This window comes from Hyunsoonleella pacifica (assembly GCF_004310335.1).
Lineage (GTDB): Bacteria > Bacteroidota > Bacteroidia > Flavobacteriales > Flavobacteriaceae > Jejuia > Jejuia pacifica.
Genome location: NZ_SIRS01000005.1, coordinates 287,240 through 306,747, shown reverse-complemented (window position 1 = coordinate 306,747; position 19,508 = coordinate 287,240). Strand labels below are relative to the sequence as shown.

Annotated in this window: 17 protein-coding genes; 13 read left to right on the top strand and 4 right to left on the bottom strand. The window is 35.8% G+C overall.

Translation table 11 applies throughout. The features are described from left to right. Positions 1-265: 265 nt before the first annotated feature. The 13 genes from EYD46_RS13320 to argH all read left to right on the top strand — a co-directional run bounded on the left by EYD46_RS13320 (position 266) and on the right by argH (position 12,447). A complete protein-coding gene (locus tag EYD46_RS13320; protein WP_130937669.1) occupies positions 266-853 on the top strand; it encodes a GNAT family N-acetyltransferase in 588 nt (195 codons plus the stop codon). 9 nt (positions 854-862) lie between these two features. Then, positions 863-2,038, top strand: a complete 1,176-nt coding sequence (locus tag EYD46_RS13315; protein ID WP_130937668.1) for an argininosuccinate synthase — start codon at positions 863-865, stop codon at positions 2,036-2,038. A gap of 53 nt (positions 2,039-2,091) precedes the next feature. Further along, positions 2,092-3,075, top strand: a complete 984-nt coding sequence (gene argC / locus EYD46_RS13310) for an N-acetyl-gamma-glutamyl-phosphate reductase (RefSeq protein WP_130937667.1) — start codon at positions 2,092-2,094, stop codon at positions 3,073-3,075. Between the two features lie 279 nt (positions 3,076-3,354). Continuing rightward, complete coding sequence (gene proC / locus EYD46_RS13305) at positions 3,355-4,149, top strand: pyrroline-5-carboxylate reductase (protein WP_130937666.1); 795 nt, start codon at positions 3,355-3,357, stop codon at positions 4,147-4,149. Between the two features lies 1 nt (position 4,150). Then, positions 4,151-5,296 carry an aspartate aminotransferase family protein gene (locus EYD46_RS13300; protein ID WP_130937665.1) on the top strand — a complete coding sequence of 382 codons (1,146 nt, stop codon included), beginning with the start codon at positions 4,151-4,153 and terminating at the stop codon, positions 5,294-5,296. A 30-nt stretch (positions 5,297-5,326) separates the two neighbouring features. Continuing rightward, the gene (locus EYD46_RS13295; protein WP_130937664.1) at positions 5,327-6,523 is read left to right on the top strand and encodes a glutamate-5-semialdehyde dehydrogenase; all 1,197 of its coding nucleotides are present in this window, start codon (positions 5,327-5,329) and stop codon (positions 6,521-6,523) included. 29 nt (positions 6,524-6,552) lie between these two features. After that, a complete protein-coding gene (locus tag EYD46_RS13290; protein ID WP_130937663.1) occupies positions 6,553-6,945 on the top strand; it encodes a nuclear transport factor 2 family protein in 393 nt (130 codons plus the stop codon). A gap of 47 nt (positions 6,946-6,992) precedes the next feature. Beyond that, positions 6,993-7,760, top strand: a complete 768-nt coding sequence (gene proB, locus EYD46_RS13285) for a glutamate 5-kinase (protein ID WP_130937662.1) — start codon at positions 6,993-6,995, stop codon at positions 7,758-7,760. 70 nt (positions 7,761-7,830) lie between these two features. Beyond that, positions 7,831-8,256: a GNAT family N-acetyltransferase gene (locus EYD46_RS13280; protein WP_130937661.1), complete on the top strand. Its 426-nt coding sequence runs from the start codon at positions 7,831-7,833 to the stop codon at positions 8,254-8,256. After that, entirely contained in the window at positions 8,256-9,194 is a 939-nt protein-coding gene (locus tag EYD46_RS13275) for an N-acetylornithine carbamoyltransferase (RefSeq protein ID WP_130937873.1), read from the top strand. Before EYD46_RS13280 ends, EYD46_RS13275 begins: the two co-directional genes overlap by 1 nt. Before the next feature lie 49 nt (positions 9,195-9,243). After that, positions 9,244-10,020 (top strand): acetylglutamate kinase, encoded by a 777-nt coding sequence (gene argB / locus EYD46_RS13270; RefSeq protein WP_130937660.1) that lies wholly within the window; start codon positions 9,244-9,246, stop codon positions 10,018-10,020. A gap of 2 nt (positions 10,021-10,022) precedes the next feature. Then, on the top strand, positions 10,023-11,087 hold the full coding sequence (locus tag EYD46_RS13265) for a M20 family metallo-hydrolase (protein WP_174719905.1): 1,065 nt from the start codon (positions 10,023-10,025) through the stop codon (positions 11,085-11,087). Between the two features lie 85 nt (positions 11,088-11,172). After that, complete coding sequence (gene argH / locus EYD46_RS13260; protein ID WP_130937658.1) at positions 11,173-12,447, top strand: argininosuccinate lyase; 1,275 nt, start codon at positions 11,173-11,175, stop codon at positions 12,445-12,447. Positions 12,448-12,537: 90 nt separating this feature from the next. Here the strand turns inward: argH and EYD46_RS13255 are convergent, their stop codons facing one another. The 4 genes from EYD46_RS13255 to EYD46_RS13240 form a co-directional block, all read right to left on the bottom strand. Then, positions 12,538-13,266, bottom strand: coding sequence for a hypothetical protein (locus tag EYD46_RS13255; protein ID WP_130937657.1), 729 nt, complete (start codon positions 13,264-13,266; stop codon positions 12,538-12,540). Next, on the bottom strand, positions 13,266-16,583 hold the full coding sequence (locus EYD46_RS13250; protein ID WP_130937656.1) for an alpha-amylase family glycosyl hydrolase: 3,318 nt from the start codon (positions 16,581-16,583) through the stop codon (positions 13,266-13,268). Before EYD46_RS13250 ends, EYD46_RS13255 begins: the two co-directional genes overlap by 1 nt. A gap of 82 nt (positions 16,584-16,665) precedes the next feature. Continuing rightward, positions 16,666-18,342: a SusE domain-containing protein gene (locus EYD46_RS13245; RefSeq protein WP_130937655.1), complete on the bottom strand. Its 1,677-nt coding sequence runs from the start codon at positions 18,340-18,342 to the stop codon at positions 16,666-16,668. 24 nt (positions 18,343-18,366) lie between these two features. Then, on the bottom strand, positions 18,367-19,500 hold the full coding sequence (locus EYD46_RS13240) for a SusE domain-containing protein (RefSeq protein WP_130937654.1): 1,134 nt from the start codon (positions 19,498-19,500) through the stop codon (positions 18,367-18,369). Positions 19,501-19,508 lie beyond the last annotated feature (8 nt).

Below are 19,508 nucleotides of genomic sequence, written 5' to 3'. Positions count from 1 at the left end.
AACATATCTTTTATCTCTTTTGTTTCAGCAGCCAATGCTGAGGCAGTTGTTGTGCGTTTTCCTCAAACACGCCCCTAGTGGGGTGTATCTGTTTAAGAAAGTAATTCACTTTCGCGATTTTCGTTATGTATTGAAGTATTAAAGTTTGTTGGGATTATTCCATTATGGAAGATTTTAGCAGAAAAGTAATTTAAAATTCACACCTATTTAGGTCAAAGTTGAATATTAAACTAGAAATGTGTTTTGAAAAAAACAACAACTAAAAATGGAAACGACATTGGAAAAAGATATTAATAAAGCTTTATTAGAAGCAACAGCCTTTTGCGAAGATAAAGGCTTAGAGCTTGTTTTTACGCATGAGGTTTCCAAAACACAGCTACAGATTATTTCAGAAAGAACTAAAAATCTTCCTGCGATGTATCATGCTAGTGTAGGTATGTTGCTTGATAGACTTAACAATGGTTGTTTTTTGCTATTAAAAGATGATGATATCGTTGGTCATATTTTTGCACACAGGCACACTATAGAAAAACACTCTGTGTACGAGCGTTCCTCTTTATGGATTCATAAAACCTATAGAAATCATAATTTAGGGTTGTTATTGATGGATGCGTTGACCAAAAAATTTTCAAAAGCATTTCTTATTTCAATAGCTCAAGATAAAACCGTGCATCTTAACAATGAGTTGTTAGGCATGAAGTTTATTACATTAAAAGACTTATCGCCTGTTTTAATTGAAACACTTGAAAAGCTGGGAAAGTTAAGGGATGAGTTTAAATATAAATATTACGTTAATCCATATTTCGAATCTAAAATCAATCAGTTTAATAAGATTCTTAAAAATATTAGTTAAAACAAATTCATGAAAAAGTTAGTAATAGCCTATAGTGGCGGATTAGATACATCGTATTGTGCAGTAAGTTTATCCAAAGAATACGATGTGCATGCGGTAAGTGTAAACACAGGAGGTTTTACACAAGATGAAATTAAACATATTGAAAGTAATGCCTATAAAATGGGTGTTTCTACCTATAAAAATATAGATGCTGTAGCAACCTTTTACCAAAAGGTAGTGAAGTATTTAATTTTTGGCAATGTGTTGAAAAATAACACCTATCCACTATCTGTAAGTGCTGAGCGTATTGTACAAGCTATTGAAATTATTGAGTACGCTAAAAGTATTGATGCTGAATATATTGCTCATGGAAGTACAGGTGCCGGAAACGACCAAGTGCGTTTTGATATGATTTTTCAAACACTAGCACCAGGTATAAAAATCATCACACCAATTAGAGACCAAAAACTATCGAGACAAGAGGAGATAGAATATTTAAAAGCTAATGGTATTGATATGTCTTGGGAAAAAGCACAATACTCCGTAAACAAAGGATTGTGGGGTACTAGTGTAGGTGGCGCAGAAACATTAACTTCTGAAAAGCCATTACCAAGTGAAGCGTATCCGTCGCAATTAGAAAAAGAAGGCGAGGAAAAAGTGACCTTAACTTTTGATAAAGGCGAGTTTGTAGCTTTGAATGGCGCAACTAATGCACCAGAGGTAAATATTGAAAAATTGAATGATTTAGCATCGGCTTATGCTATTGGTAGAGATATTCACGTAGGAGATACGATTGTGGGTATAAAAGGGCGTGTAGGATTTGAAGCTGCAGCGGCTTTAATTACTGTGAAAGCACACCATTTATTAGAAAAGCATACGCTTACGAAGTGGCAATTACAGCATAAAGAGTATTTGTCTAGTTTTTACGGTATGCATTTACATGAAGGACAGTATTTAGACCCTGTAATGCGAGATATTGAAGCGTTTTTATCTAACAGTCAAGAAAAAGTTTCGGGAGACGTTACAGTAACATTAAAACCGTATCATTTCTCATTAGACGGTATCACATCTGAACATGATTTAATGAGTGCGAAGTTTGGTAGTTATGGCGAAGAAAATAAAGCATGGACTGCCGACGATGCGAAAGGATTTATTAAAATTATAGGAAATCAAAATAAGATTTATCAGCAGGTAAACTCTTAATCTTTTTGTCATGCTGAACTCGTTTCAGCATCTCAATAGAATTATAAATTGAAATGAAGAAAATAAAAGTAGGTATCATAGGAGGCGCAGGGTACACCGCAGGGGAATTAATCAGACTATTGATACATCATCCTGAGGTTGAGATAGATTTTGTGTATAGTACAAGTAATGCAGGAAATCAAATTTCTAAAGTACACCAAGATTTGGTTGGGTCTTTAAATCGCGTGTTTACTGATACCGTTAACCCAAACGTAGATGTGTTATTTCTGTGCTTAGGGCACGGAAATTCGGTTAAGTTTTTATCAGCTAATACGTTTTCTGATAGTACTAAAATTATTGATTTAGGTAACGATTTTAGATTGGAAGCTGATAAAGTTTTTGATGGTAAAACGTTTGTATATGGATTACCAGAATTGAATAAAGAGGCTATTGTAAATGCGAATTATATTGCTAATCCTGGGTGTTTTGCTACGGCTATTCAGTTAGGATTATTGCCTTTGGCTGATGCTGGCTTACTTAAAAAAGATGTGCATGTAAATGCTGTTACTGGTGCTACTGGTGCGGGAACCTCGTTATCTGCTACAACGCATTACACCTGGCGAGATAATAATTTTTCGTATTACAAACCGTTTACGCATCAGCATTTAGGAGAGATTAATCAGTCGGTAAATCAGTTGCAAGCCAATTTTTCTTCAGAAATTATTTTTATGCCAAATAGAGGTAATTTTTCTAGAGGTATTTTTGCTACTATTTATACGGATTTTGATGGTTCTGTAGACGATGCGAAAGCTATTTATAACTCGTTTTATAAGGATGCAAAATTTACATTTGTGTCGGATGAGTTTTTGCATATGAAACAAGTAGTAAACACCAACAAGTGTTTAGTGCATTTACATAAGCATAATGGTAAATTATTAATTACAAGTACGATTGATAATTTATTGAAAGGTGCTTCTGGACAAGCCATACAGAATATGAATTTAATGTTTGGATTGGAAGAAACTATGGGCTTAGGTTTGAAAGGAACTTATTTTTAAAGCCCGAAGCCCCACCTAACCTCCCCGAAGGGGAGGGATTTACTCATGCGTATTGTTGCGCTTGAGTGAGTGCGTTAGGGATTGTAGAGGAAAGCCCACAGCGGAATCCCTTTAGGGTGCAGCGAGGACTTGGAACGGAAAGCCCGACCCCTTGTGGGTAACGCCCAAAAAAAGAATAAAAATAAAGCTGAAAGGCTTAAAAATGAATATAATAATTTTAAAATATGAGTAAGTACTCCCTTCCTTTGGAGGGGTTGGGGGAGGCTTCTTTTTAGTATTATGAAAATAGCCATTATAGGAACCGGGAATTTAGGAAGTTCAATTGCAAAAGGACTTATTAAAAACAAGTCGTTTACATCGTTGTATTTAAGTGATAGAAATACGGCGCAAGTCAATGAGTTTGTAGATGAAGATTATGTGAAAATCACAAACAGCAACGCCACGGCCGTAGAGAACAGTGATGTTGTGATTTTTGCGCTTCAGCCGCGACATATTGAAGGCGTTTTAAAGGAATTGGAACCTTTAATTACTGAAGACCATGTGATAATGTCGGTGGCTGCTGGTTTTTCCATAGCTAAAATTGAAAGTATCATAGGCGATGATAAACATATTATTCGTGTGATGCCGAATACGGCGATTTCTATAGGGAAATCGATGACCTGTTTATCGGCTAATGATGTGGGCCAGTTGAAGCTTGAATTAGCGAAAAGTATATTTAACCAATTAGGAACTACCATGGTAATTCCTGAAGAACAAATACAGGCTGCTACGGTAATTTGTGCCAGTGGTATTGCATTTTGGATGCGCCTTGTGCGTGCGACTACTCAAGGAGCAATTCAGCTAGGTTTTGAAGCTGATGAAGCCCATAATTTAGCATTACAAACCTGCTATGGTGCTGCTAGTTTACTTAAAGAATCTGGTAGGCACCCAGAAGCAGAAATTGATAGGGTTACCACACCAAGTGGATGTACTATCGCAGGCTTAAATGAAATGGAGCACAAGGGATTGAGCTCTGCCTTAATTCAAGGAATTACGGCTTCGTTTGAGAAAATTAATCAATTAAAAAAGAGTTAAAATGCCATTATTTGACGTTTATCCATTATATAATGTAACACCAGTTTCGGGCAAGGGCATTCATGTATATGATGACCAAGGGACTGAGTATTTAGACCTTTACGGTGGGCATGCAGTGATTTCCATTGGGCATGCACATCCAAATTATGTAGAGGCAGTTACAAAACAAGTTGAAACATTAGGATTTTATTCTAATGCGATTCAAAATCCGTTACAAAAACAATTAGCCAATAAATTAGAACAGCTTTCTGGCTGTAAAGACTACCAGTTGTTTTTAGTGAATTCTGGTGCTGAGGCGAATGAAAATGCATTAAAATTAGCATCGTTTAAAACGGGAAAATCTCGTGTAATAGCCTTTAAAAATGGATTTCATGGGCGTACATCAGCTGCAGTTGCTGCTACAGACAACCCTAATGTGGTTGCACCTCTTAATGCACAACAAAAAGTAACTTTTTTAGAGTTAAACGATGTTGAAGGTGTAAAAAGAGAACTTGAAAAAGGGGATGTTTGCGCTGTTATTGTGGAGTTTATTCAAGGTGTTGGTGGTTTAGACCAAGGTACTACAGAATTCTTTGAGCAAGTAGATGCCTTGTGTAAAGCGAACAATACTATGTTTATTGCAGATGAAATTCAATGTGGTTATGCACGTTCGGGGAAATTCTTTGCGTTTCAGCATTATAACGTTACCCCAGATATTATTTCTCTGGCTAAAGGAATGGGTAACGGATTTCCAATAGGAGGAATTTTTATTCATCCAGATATAGAAGCAAAATATGGTATGCTAGGAACCACTTTTGGGGGTAACCATTTAGCGTGTGCAGCTGGTTTATCGGTGTTAAATACTATAGAGTCTGAGAACTTATTAGATAACGTTAATAACATAGGAGCTTACTTTGTTGAAAAGGCTAAAGCAATTCCACAGATAAAACAAATAAAAGGAAGAGGTTTAATGCTAGGCTTAGAGTTTGATTTTGAAGTGGGCGACCTACGCAAAGATTTAATCTATAACTATAAGATATTTACAGGAGGAGCAGCGAATAAAAAGCTGTTGCGAATTTTACCCCCTTTAAATATTGAAAAACAGCATATAGACCAGTTTTTTGAGGCTTTAACAAAAGCTTTAGTTAAAATTGAAGCAACTGTATAACCTATAGTTACTTGTAAAATACTAATAAAAATGAATGAGATACTAAGCATAGATAAACGGAATGCCGTGTTAAAGACCATGAAAACATTGGTAAAAGAACATGCGGATACTATTTTGGATGCTAATAAAATAGATATGGATGCCTATGCTGGAGGCGATTTAGCAATGCGAGACCGTTTAAAGGTCGACGATGCTAAAATTGATGGTATGGTTGAGTCCTTACGTCAATTATCTGAATTAGAAGACCCTGTGGGAGTAGAACGTTTCCGTTTTACGCACGACAATGGGATGCAGATTTATAATAAAACAGCATCGTTTGGTACCGTGATGATTATCTACGAATCTAGGCCAGATGTAACTATTGAGGCCGGAGGAATTGCGTTTAAATCTGGGAATAAAATTTTATTAAAAGGAGGTAAAGAATCTCTAAATTCTAATTTGGCTATTGTAAACCTTTGGCATAAAGCTTTAAAAGATAATGGAGTAAGTACAGATTGGGTAGAGTATTTAAATTATAATCGTACAGAAACACAAGCCTTTTTAGAAAATCCAACTCAAAATTTAGATTTAATAGTACCTCGTGGTGGCGAGCGTTTAATAGAGTTTGTAAAGTTAAATGCTAAATGTCCAGTTATTGTGAGTGGTCGAGGCAATAATTTTGTGTATGTCCACAAAAATGTTGATGCTACTATGGCTTTAGATATTATAGTTAATGGTAAAACGCAAAAAGTATCAGGCTGTAATGCTGTAGATAAAGTTATTATAGATAACGATTTACCAAACAAGTCACAGTTTATCAGCGATTTAATAGCACGTTTAGAATCTCATAATGTCGAAATTCAGGGAGATGCATCACTTAGTGATTATAGTACTGTAAATCAAATAGATAACGATGCCATTTGGTATGAAGAGTTTTTAGATTATAAAATAGTAATAGGCAGTATAGAAAATGCTCAAGCAGCTATAGAAATGATTAATAAATATAGTGGCGGACATTCAGCAACTATTGTAACAAATGATAATGCTATTGCTGAGAACTTTATGATGGCAGTAGACTGTGGTGCAGTTTACCATAATGCATCTACACGTTTCACAGATGGATTTGAGTTTGGTTTAGGAGGCGAGTTAGCCATCAGTACCGATAAATTGCACCAACGCGGGCCTATTGGTTTACAGCATTTGGTAACCAATAAATGGTATGTTCACGGTAACGGACAAATTAGATAAATGTAGCTAATTTTGAAATTGAAATCTGAATGGACAATATTAAGTTAAAAGATAAGGATGCAATAATAGAAGTAGAAAGCGAGCTTTTACTTGCCATGAAACGAGCTGATATTAACAAATTAGATGATTTATTACATGATAAGTTACTTTTTAATATTCCTAACGGACAAACGATAACCAAGGTTATGGATTTAGAAACGTATGGTTCAGGTAATATGAAAATAACGGATATCCATGCTACAAATCAAGATATAAATTTAATAGAAGATACTGCTATTGTTTCAACAACAATCAACATGAAAGGGATGTATTTTGATTTTGTCATTGACGGAACATATAAAATTATTAGAACCTGGAAATTGATTAATCGTCAATGGCAGGTAATATCAGGAAGTAGTATTCAATTAGGGGAAAGTAATTGAAGATAAAAGTTGAGGTCTAATTACTGTAAAGATTTTACAAACAAGACATGCATAAGAAAAAGAAACGCATATTGCTAAAGATGGGGTCTAATACCCTAACCAAGGAAACCAATAATATTTCCAGAGGTAAGATTGAAGATATTGCAAATCAAATTGCACAACTTCAAGATACTTGCGAATTTATTATTGTAAGCTCTGGAGCTATTGCTGTAGCTAAGCAATTTGTAAAATTAGAGAGTAAGCAAGAAGATGTTTTTGTAAAACAAGCCTTAGCATCTATCGGTCAGCCACATCTCATACGTATTTATCAGGAGATTTTTAGAGAATATGGGTTGCTTACTTCGCAATGTTTGTTATCGTATTCAGATTTTGAAAAAGAAGAAAGCAAAGTCAATATTACAAATACCATTAACGTATTAGTAAATAACAATTACATACCTATTATTAACGAAAATGATACAGTAGCTACTGATGAGATTAAATTTGGAGACAACGATAAATTAGGAGCCTTAACCGCTTCGTTATTAAATGCCGATTTATTTGTCATTGCTACCAACACCAATGGTATTTATACCAAAGCATCTATAGAAAGTGGTACGCCAAAAACTATTAAAGAAGTTACCAATTTTAGTGAATTGACAGATGAGGTGGTTAATTCTAAATCTTCGCACGGAAGTGGTGGCATGCAAAGCAAAATAGAAGCTGCAAAGGTGGCGAAAGAAGCTGAGGTTGAAACATGGATTGTAAACGGACTCGAAGATAATTTTATAGTCAATGCTATGGAAAATGAGGTGCCGTTTACTAAGATAAAATGATATGAAATGTCATGCTGAATTTATTTCAGCATCTCATCATAAACTAAAAGAGTAAGTGTTTAGTTTGAAATTGAAATATATAACAATTGAAGACCCTTTGTATCAAAAAGCAGTAGCAATTAGAAAAGAACAGTTCTTCAAGAACATGAAAAATAGTTCAGATTTAATTAACGATGCTTTAGAATCTGATGGCTTACATTTAGTGTGTTTGAATGAAAATGAAGTTGTTGGAACAGGGCGTTTAAATATTGAAGATAATACAGGGATTATATCTCAAATGGCTGTTAATACAAATTTTCAAAAGCAAGGTATTGGTGCCAAAATATTAAAAGCATTAATAGAATATAGTGAAGAAAAAGGCGTGACTAAAATCGTTTTAAGTGCTAGAGAAACAGCTTTAGGTTTTTATAGTAAGTTTAATTTTAAACCTGTTGGAGAGCTATATCCATCACTTAAAACCGGAATTATTCACCAAAAAATGGAATTGAAAGCATGATGAAACATTACACCTCCATAAATAATATTGATAATATTGAAGATTGGATTGAAGACGCAAAGGCTTTAAAAACAAATCCTTTAAAACATATTGACTTAGGGAAAAACAAAACCCTAGGATTGTTATTTTTTAATTCCAGTTTAAGAACACGTTTAAGTACGCAAAAGGCGGCCTTAAATTTAGGGATGAACCCTATTGTAATGAATGTGTCTGGCGATGCTTGGGGCTTAGAGTTTGAAGACGGTACAGTTATGAACGGCAATACCGCCGAGCATATTAAAGAAGCTGCTGCCGTCGTATCACAATACTGTGATATCATAGCGGTACGTGCATTTCCAACGCTAACTGATAAAGCCAAAGATGAAAGCGAACAAGTCATGAACGCCTTTATGGAATATGCGTCTGTACCCATTGTAAATATGGAAAGTGCCACAGGACATCCATTACAAGGCTTAACAGATGCATTGACCATTTCAGAACATGCAACAAAAGCAAAGCCAAAGGTAGTGTTAAGTTGGGCACCACACATAAAACCGTTGCCACACGCTGTAGCCAACAGCTTTACCCAAGCCATGCAAAAAATGGATGTAGAATTCGTTATTGCAAATCCTGAAGGATATGATTTAAACCCAGAAATAACTGGAGATACGCCAATTTATCATAACCAAGAGGAAGCTTTTAAGGATGCAGATTTTGTATACACCAAAAACTGGAGTTCTTACGAAGATTATGGAAAAGTAGTAAATACAGACCCTAATTGGATGATAACCAAAGAAAAACTAGGCAATGCAAAATTTATGCACTGTTTACCAGTAAGACGTAATGTAGTGGTAGAAGATGCCGTATTAGATAGCGACAGTTCTATAGTTATTGAACAAGCTAATAATAGAACTTACGCCGCACAATTGGTGTTAAAGAAATTGTTAGAGAACATATAACGAACTTAAAAAGTTCCCTCTCCTTTGGAGAGGGCGGAGGGAGAGGCCAATGGAAAAACTATCCATCGTAAAAATAGGAGGAAACATCATTGAAGATGCCAATGCTTTAGATAACTTTCTACAATTATTTTCAAAGTTAGAAGGCAAAAAGATACTGGTACATGGTGGTGGAAAACGCGCTACTAGTATAGCTGCAAAACTGGGTATTGAGTCTAAAATGGTTAATGGTAGACGTATTACTGATGCCGACACCTTAGAAGTCATTACTATGGTGTATGGCGGATTAGTTAATAAAAACATAGTAGCTAAATTACAAGGGCTAAATATCGATGCTATTGGTCTAACAGGTGCAGATATAAACAGTATTACTTCTGATAAAAGACCAGTGAAGGATGTAGATTTCGGTTTTGTAGGCGATGTAAAAACAGTATCAGGTAAATCCATAGATAAATTGATTAAAGCTGATTTTACACCAGTGTTTTGTGCCATTACTCACGATGGAAATGGACAATTATTGAACACTAATGCTGATACTATTACAAGTCAGGTAGCTGTAGGAATGAGTCATTTATATGATGTTTCTATTTATTATTGTTTTGAGTTAAATGGGGTATTAGAAGATATTAACGATAAAAACTCTGTAATAAAACATATTGATACTAAATTGTATGCCGAATTGTTAGAAAAAGGTATTATTGCAGACGGTATGTTACCAAAGCTAGAAAATTGTTTTGATGCTTTAAACAATGGTGTACATTCTATTAACATGGGGAATACAGCCATGTTAACACAAGAAAATGATAATTTCACAACCATAACCTTGTAATTATGATTCAGGAATTAACGCAAGATGCCATATCGCTGTTAAAACAACTGATAGAAACCCAATCGTTTTCATCAGAAGAAGACCAAACGGCATCTCATATTGAAGGATGGTTTCAGCGTTATGGTATAGATTTCAAGCGCACAAAAAATAACGTTTGGGCAGTAAATAAACATTTTAAAGCAGGAAAGCCAACTTTACTTTTAAATTCACATCACGATACGGTAAAACCTAATTCTGCTTACACAAAAGACCCATTTAAGGCTATTGTAGAAGATGGGAAGCTATATGGTTTAGGCAGTAACGATGCTGGGGGTTGTTTGGTAAGTTTAATAGCAACATTTACCTATTACTACAACCATGAAAACTTAAACTATAACTTAGTGATTGTCGCTTCCGCGGAAGAAGAAAGTAGTGGAGCTAACGGATTAAACAGTATGCTGCCAATCATTCCAAAAGTAGATGTAGCTATTGTGGGAGAACCTACGTTGATGAATTTAGCTGTCGCTGAAAAAGGTCTCGTAGTGTTCGATGCTGTTTTAACAGGAACACCAAGTCATGCAGCACATCCAAATGATGATAATGTGATTTACAAAGCAATTGACACCTTGCAATGGTTTAAAGATTACAGATTTGAAAAAGGCTCTGAAGCTTTAGGCGATGTAAAGTTAACCGTAAGTCAGATAAGTGCAGGGAAGCAACACAATGCCGTACCAGCCGATTTAAGTTTAGTGATAGATGTGCGCGTTAATGATGCTTACAGCAATGCTGAAATTGCCGAAATTTTACAAAAAGAAGCACCAGTAACCAGCATTACACCACGTAGTTTAAGATTAAATTCATCCTCCATACCAACAGACCATGCACTCGTAAAAGCAGGTGTTGCTATGGGACGAAGCACATACGGGTCGCCAACATTATCAGACCAAGCGGTATTATCCTGCCCTAGTTTAAAATTAGGTCCAGGCGATAGTACGCGTTCACATAGTGCAGATGAATTTATTTATTTAAAAGAAATAGAAGAAGGCATTAAAATATATGTTGAATTGTTGGAACGGGTTATCGTTTAGCAATTCTGTCATTCCTGCGAAGGCAGGAATCCAATAAATTAAAAAATAGATTCCCGCCTTCGCGGGAATGACAAAAAACTTAATAATGAAACTCTGGGATAAAGGCATATCAATAGACAACAAAATAGAGCAATTTACAGTTGGTAACGACCGTGAAATTGATATTCATATAGCAAAATATGATATCATCGCGTCCAAAGCGCATGCAAAAATGCTACAGAGTATAAGCATTTTAACTTCCGAAGAATTAGAACAACTTTTAGGAGGTTTAGAGGTGTTGGCACAACAAATTGAGGAAGGTACGTTTCAAATTGATGCACAATTTGAAGATGTACACTCTAAAATTGAGTTCGAATTAACCAAATCTTTGGGAGAGGTTGGGAAAAAAATACATACGGCGCGCTCCAGAAACGACCAGGTTTTAGTGGCATGCCATTTATACTATAAAGAGAATTTACAGGTAGTACAATCTAAAGTAAAAACATTATTTGATACGCTTTTAGATTTAGCTGAAACACATAAAGACAAACTCTTACCAGGATATACCCATTTACAAGTAGCCATGCCATCATCCTTTGGATTATGGTTTTCGGCTTATGCTGAATTAATGATTGACGATGTGTATTTACTAAACGCTGCCTTAAAAACGGTGGACCAAAATCCGCTAGGTTCGGCTGCTGGTTATGGGAGTTCATTTCCAATAGATAGAGAATTAACCACTAAAGAAATGGATTTTGCTACGCTAAAATATAACGTGGTGGCTGCCCAAATGGGACGCGGTAAAAACGAGCGCACTATTGCCGCAGCTTTAGGAAGTTTAGCCAACACACTATCTAGATTTGCAATGGATGTGTGCTTGTATATGAGTCAGAATTTTGGCTTTGTCACTTTTCCAGACGAGTTAACAACCGGTAGTAGCATCATGCCACATAAAAAGAACCCAGATGTGTTTGAATTGATTCGTGGTAAGTGCAATAAAATACAAGCATTACAAACCGAAATGGTATTAATTACCAATAATTTACCAAGCGGATATCACAGAGATTTTCAGTTATTAAAAGAAAATATGATTGCCGCTTTTGAGGAATTAAAAGATATTCTGGACATTTTTAATTATGCCATTCAGCAAGTCATTATAAAAGACATCGATTTGAATGATGATAAATATAAATACCTATTCACGGTAGATAATATAAATACGCTAGTGGTGGAGGGTCAGAGCTTTAGAGAGGCCTACCAAAAAATAGGTGGGCAAGTACAGGATGGTACTTATATTCCAGATACCTCAAAACAGCATACCCATGTAGGAAGCATCCACAACCTATCTTTAGATAAAATTAGAGCTAAGTTTCCTAATTAAATTTACGTTATTAAAAAGGCTTTCGATTGGAAGCCTTTTAGCTTTGAGAGTTGATCAAAGTCAACCAAAAAACAAACTAAACTAGAAGTTTTATTCTATATGAAATTGAAATACTTGCGACTCAGAATTATGATTTTGCTCGTCGTAAGTTATAATTTTCCAATAGTATGTATTTCCTGAGCTCACGCTTACTGATGTATTAGTACTGTTAGTAGTAACTTCTTTATTTGTTGGAGAGTTTTCAGTGCCAAAAAACACATCATACTCCTTTATATCATTTTCTACATCGGCTCCATTCCATTCTAATACAACACTTGTAGTTGTTGCATCTAGAGTTTCAGACAGAGCAGGTGATATTAATTCAGCTGGAAATGGAGCATAGGATGATACAGCCTCTCCTGCATTGTAAAATTTCCATGTTGGACTTTGAGCAGTTTCTGTACTTGAATTTTTTGAAATAACATACCATGAATAAGGTGTGCCTCTCATAATTGTTACACTTTTTTCTGAAACGTTAGAGGTGTAATTTTGAGTATTTTGTGTGTTTAAATTTTTAACAAATAATTGATATGAAGTTGCATTGCTGGCATCATTCCAATTAAAAACAATTGTACTTTCTGTACTGGTTAGATTAGACCCCGTTGTACATTCTGAGTTTTGTTCTGGAAACACCAACGCAGCTGCACTTGGCGGGTCTATGGCAATTGGGTCTGGATCTGGGCTTGACATATCATCATCTCCACCTCCACCACTGCTACAGCTAAAATGGAAGCCACATATGATAACACCCACTAAGATATATGTACTTAACTTTTTCATTATTCTTTTATGATTTTAAATGTTTTAATACTTGCATCTGTGGTAACTCTAAGTATATAGATACCTTTTGAAAGACCAGAAGTATCAATGTTTAAGTTAGACTTTATACTGGTAGTATTATAAACTAGATTTCCTAGAATGGAGTACACTTCTATCGATGCATTTGTACCATTTGATACACCTGTAAATACATTAAGATAACCATTAAAAGGATTGGGGCTTACAAGGGCTTTACTCTCTAAAAAGAGTGATGTTTTATAAACACCCTGACAGTCTTTATCGGTTTTAATTGTTATATTGTTTTTCCCCATTTGTAATGGTAATTCTATTTGTGAGGCTGTAGTTTCGATAATGGTGCCATTTATGTCAATTTTATATAACTCGCCACCATCCAAACTTAAAGCAACTACATTTTTACTTTCAATAACTTTGGAGGATACTGATAAATCCTCAGGTTCTGTAATAGTGATATTAAAACATTGCTCATAATTAGCTTGTCCGTCCACAGTGATACATATACGATAATCTCCTGCGCTTAAATCGGATTTTATGTATGTGCTTGTAAAAGTTTCAGAAGTATTTAAACCATTTCCAGTAATAGCCACTGAGTAGTTTAAATTTTCTGCTGCCATTATATCAATAATGCCGTTGTTACTATTTCTACATGTTTCACTGGCAATTTGTAGCCTAAAGTTGGTGGCTGGTAAAATAAATACTTCACAGCCTGTAGCGTCAACGTTTGCTCCTATTGGTGTATTGGCACAGGCATCATCTGTATTAGGAACACCATCACTATCTAAATCATTAGGATCTATAACAGGTTGCGTACCATAAACACGGTACTCCCCGGGTGTTAATGCTATTGAAGATGATACATTGGTAACATCAAGAGGTTTATTATTGTCAAGAATATTGTACCATGTGCCTGTTTTTGAAAAGTTTGGAGTTATAGATTTTTCAACAATATCAAAATTAGCAATTACCACTACATCAAAGTTTCCAGTATTATCATTTAAATTAATACGTTTCACTAGGCCGTCTAAACTGTAGCTAAAATCATCTGTGTTAAACGTTGAAGGGTAATCTATTTTTAATTGTATCATTTTGGCAGTAACTCGGTATAAATCTAAACGGTCCTCATCTTCATCATAATTTAAAGTCCAAGCTATTGGCTTTCTATCTAAGCGACAGTTACCATTGGTAATATCGTTTTCACAATTTATACTTTTATCGTAACCCAGTTCGCCAAATTGCCATAGCATTTTAGGTCCAGGTACACTATAAAAAATTGCTGTAGCGGCTTTAATCCTGTCTAATGCCGTTTGAAAATCTTTAGTATCGTGCTCTGCATTGGAATTACCATTGTTAATGTTTCTAACCATAAGTCGTTCTTCGTCATGACTTTCCATGTAGCCAACAACATGAGGGGCGTTCCAATTACGCTCGGTATAAGATAACCAAGATACATTAGCATCAGAGGCAAACCCCATTGTGTTTTGGTTAAAACTGTGGTTTAAGTTACCCCAGAACATAAAACCATAGTCCGCCAGTTCTTTTTCTTCAGTATTGTCTGCAAAATGTTCTAAAATCAAGTATGCATCACTTGACACATTATTCCAAATGTAGTCGCCATAATCTTGGAGAATAGCAATTCTTGAGACATCCCTATTGCCCCACGCACCTACATTATCTGGATTATTAGTTTGTGTAAATCCTTTTGATAAATCAAATCTAAACCCGTCTACTTTAAACTCATCAATCCAGTATTTTAAAGTTTGTTTTACATAGGTTTTCGTGTATTCGCTTTCATGGTTAAAATCATAACCTACATTAAAAGGATGCTTTGCATCTGGGTTTAACCAAGGGTTGTCTGCTGTTGGCTTAAAATTAGCGCTATCCCAATACATTTGTGCAAGCGGGCTTTGGCTAAACGCATGGTTGTACACTACATCAATAATAACAGCAATCCCTCTTTCATGACATGCATCTACAAATGCTTTAAAATGATTTTGAGTGCCATAATATTTATCTAAAGCCCCATGAAACGATGGGTTATAACCCCAGCTATCATTACCTTCAAATTCGCTTACTGGCATTAATTCGATTGCGTTAATACCTAAATTTTCAAGGTAGTCTAGATGCGTCATAGCTGCTAAAAATGAATCATCTTCAGTAAAGTCACGAATTAGCATTTCGTAAACTATCAGATTTTCTTGGTTAGGTTTGGAAAAAGAGTCGACTTGCCAGTTATAGGCTACTTCATTGATTTGAAAGGTGGATACAATGCCTGAGGCACCTTCTGGGTAATCCATTAAATTAGTGTAGGTGGTATCTGAAATGAATTGGTCATTACTAGGGTCTAGTACTTTTTTTGAGTAAGGGTCTGCAAGACGCAACGTATAATCTATAAAGTATTGATATGCATATTCGGTATCGGGATCAAGGCCGTTTAATGTAAGCCAAAACGTATCGCCATCTTTTTTCATTTGGTACATTGGGTCTACTCCCCAATTGTTAAAACTTCCTATGAGGAAAACATCAGTTTTCATCGGAGCTTGCAATACAAAAGTTACAGAACCATCATTGTTTTTATTTAAACCATACTCTAGACCAGTTGGGACAGTTTCTGTTTGCGTGGGTGTTTTTACGTAAACCGAAATGGTTTCTTCTCTGGTTTCTGCACCTTGTACAGCACTTGCATTAATAGTGAATGCCCCTGTAGTAGTAAATGTGTATGATGTAGCAATGCTAGTTGAAGCGGTTTCGGTACCAATGGTAGTGTTATTAACTTTTAGCTCTAAATTAGCTGTAGTGCTGGATTCTGCTGTAATCGTAATGTTATCGTTTACATCAAAAACATCATCGTTTGAAGGATTTATGATTGTAATGTTTAAACCAGCCTCAAAAACCTCTATAAATAGATCTGGTCTAGATTGTTGGTTACCATCAGCACTTCTAAACACAATGGCTATATTGGTTATGGTTTCTCCAGTACCTACGTTATAAAACGATGCAATGTCTGGTGTAATAGAAAGCTCATAAGTGTTAGTCGTTAACCGTGTTAACCTTGGCTGTAGGGCGTTGTTTCCCCAAGAACCTATAGCATATTTCCAATCTGTATTGCTTGTAGATTCTGAGGTAAGAACACCAGTGTGAGCGTAAACATCTCCTGTGTAATTTTCAAGCTCAGAACCAGTTGCATCAAATGTTATGGTTAGGGCATTGTCCGCAGTTGGAATTGCGGGTACAGTAGATACAGACTGTCCATAAACTAATGCGCTATACAGAAAGAGGAAAAAAAATATTTTCTTTTTCATATTTGTTCCTTTAAAATTTAATCAAAAAAGGCTGTATCAATTCTTGTACAGCCTTTTTTAGACACTCTCAACTAAACTAAACTTAATTTTGTGTATATGTTGGGTTTGCAGGGTCTGAGAAGTCTAGAACGAATGAGTATGTTCCAGCGGTTGCTACAATATTGGCTCCATTTAGCTCCAATACACCATCGCCACCATCGTCTCCATAGTTTGTTCCCCAGTCGTTATTGGCTCTAAACTTAAACTCACCATCAATAAGTGTTACATCATTTAAAATCCAGATATCATCAAATGGGCGAGACCAATCTCTTGTGAATTGAGCATCTGGCGTAGCCCCCCAATCATTATAAGCACCACCAACAAGCCCCCAAACATAATCGATTGGTTCTAAGGTGTATGTTAAATCATTCATATTTACTGTGGCTATATAAATTCCAGCAGTTACAACAATGTTTGCTCCGTTAAGTTCTAGAGTGCCATCTGCACCATCATCACCCCAATTGGTACCCCAATCGTTGTTCATTCTAAATTTCATCTCACCATCAATAAGCGTAACGATACCTCTAAATACATCCGAGTACTGATCATACTCTAGCATAAAATCAGGAGTTGCCCCCCAATCGTTATAGGCACCACCTACAATTCCTAGAGAGAAAGGTTCAATGGTATAGGTAAAGTCATTTAAGTTCATTGTAATTTTATATGAACCAGCAGTTACTGCAATATTTGCTCCGCCTTGTTCTAGTGTGCCATCGGCATCATTGTCGCCTAAATTGTTTGCCCAATCATTATTCTCTCTAAACTTGATCTCACCATCAATCAGATTTACATAGGCAGCTAATACACCATCAGTATCTGTTTTAAAGAATGGTAAATCAGGAGTTGCACCCCAATCATTTGCAGCAGATCCAACTACTCCCCAATTAGTTGATAAATCTAAAGCTGTAGCATAGGTTGTTACTGTGATAGTTACTGCATCTGTAGTTCTTTCTAAAACACTGCCAGAAGCGTTATCTGTAATTATAGCAACTAAACGTAAATCTAAATCGCCTGTAGTATCAGCTTCAATGCCACTTTGGATAGCTGCAGCATTTAGTTGAGCGTTAGTAAGAGTAATACTGTTTGTGTTTGTTGCAGTTCCAGCTTCAACGGGTACTGCAAAATTAGTACCGGCTAAAGCAGCTTGTAATATATATTCAACATCTAAATTTAAAGAAGAGTCTAGAATAGGATCTGTCCATTCAAATGTCATTGCAACAGCGTCATTATTATCAATGGATAATACAAATGTATCGCCATCAGCTACACTATTAATGGTAGGTTCGTTAACTGGATAAGTAGTGGCCAGTATTAAAATGCTATTACTAATTTGATTACTAGCCAGAACTCTCATATAAACAGGAATATCTTTAAATTGGGTATTTCCAGTTGATGTGAGTGCATTATTAAATTCTGAAACTGACATTGAAAAGTTATTGGAATCAGAAGTTCCTAACGTCATAGGAGATGTAAAGTCGGCATCAGTTGCCATCTCCACAGTATATGATGAACTTCCAGTTACCTCATCATCCCATGAAATTGTAAACGCAGGGTTATCTGGTAATGCAAAATTTAAAAACACGGTACTAATACCTGGTGTATTTAATATAAACTCTGCTTCTGGAGTTGTAATTTCTAAGGTTTCTTCTGTCTCGCAAGATGTAAACACTAGAGTTACTACTAGCAGTAGAAGACCTATTTTATTTATAATTGATTTCATTTCTCTTTAATTATTACGTTAGTCTTATAAATTTAATGGTATAAGGATGTAACGACCGGTTAAGGTGTTAAACCAAACATCATAATCATCTTCAACAACCACAGGAATAGCACTTCCTCCGTTTGTAGCTACACCTGAAAAACCAGTAGCAGCTCCCCAAGTAGCTCCTGTGTCTGTTAAGAATGATACTTCGCCGGGTGTTAAGCGAATTCCAGCAGCATACCAAATATGCCCGTCAAATGTTAGTTGTGTCATTGCAGTAGTTGCAACACTTGATCCTTGAATGCTCATACCAGAGAACATAGTGGCTCCTGAAGCATCAAAAGGGGTCATTGTATACTTCTTTGTAGAAAAGTTTATTGTGAATTCGTAGTATCCATCAGATGGAACTCCAAAACGACCAGGGTCTCCATCTTGAGTTGCAGGATTTCCTGCTATATCCCCATCAGTTTTGATTTCATCCTCACCTTCATTATCAGTTACGCCCCATTGTGGTTGCCATAAACCTCTAAATTCTAAAACTTTAAATCTTCCGTCGTTAAAATCGCCTCCACCTTTAGTAAAGAAACCAGTATAATAGTATAGGTTAGCATTACCTGCGTCTCTAAATAATGGCGGATTATTAGCATTGTTATCCCACCCAGGAGCAGTACCGTTTCCAACTAAATAATAGTCATTAAATATGTAATTGAAAAAAGGAAATACTTCAAATTGAAGGGTGTTAGAATTTATTGCTTCACTTTGTTGTGTGCCTAATGAAGCAACAACTCTTGTGTATAATGTAGCCCATTCAAATGGGTTTAAACCTGCATTACCTGCCGCAGAATTTACTTCTCCAATAGATAATGTAATATTATTGCGTCCTGTAACACTTGTTGCTGTGACTGGAGCAGTAAATGCTTCATCCATTGAAAATTGTACGTCGTAGCTTACTGCTGTTGGTTGTCCATAATCAGACTCAGACCAGTTTAGTGCTATGGCAGGGTTTCCTGTATTGGCAGCATCTAATTCAATTTGAGTAATTCCTAAATCTGCCAAAACAGGTGCATTAGGATCAGATACTGTAAATAGTGTTGAATCGTCATCACATGAACCAAGGTATAGTAAAACTAACCCAATCATGCAAAGTGCTGAAATTCGTTTTATTGTTTTCATCATCTTAATTT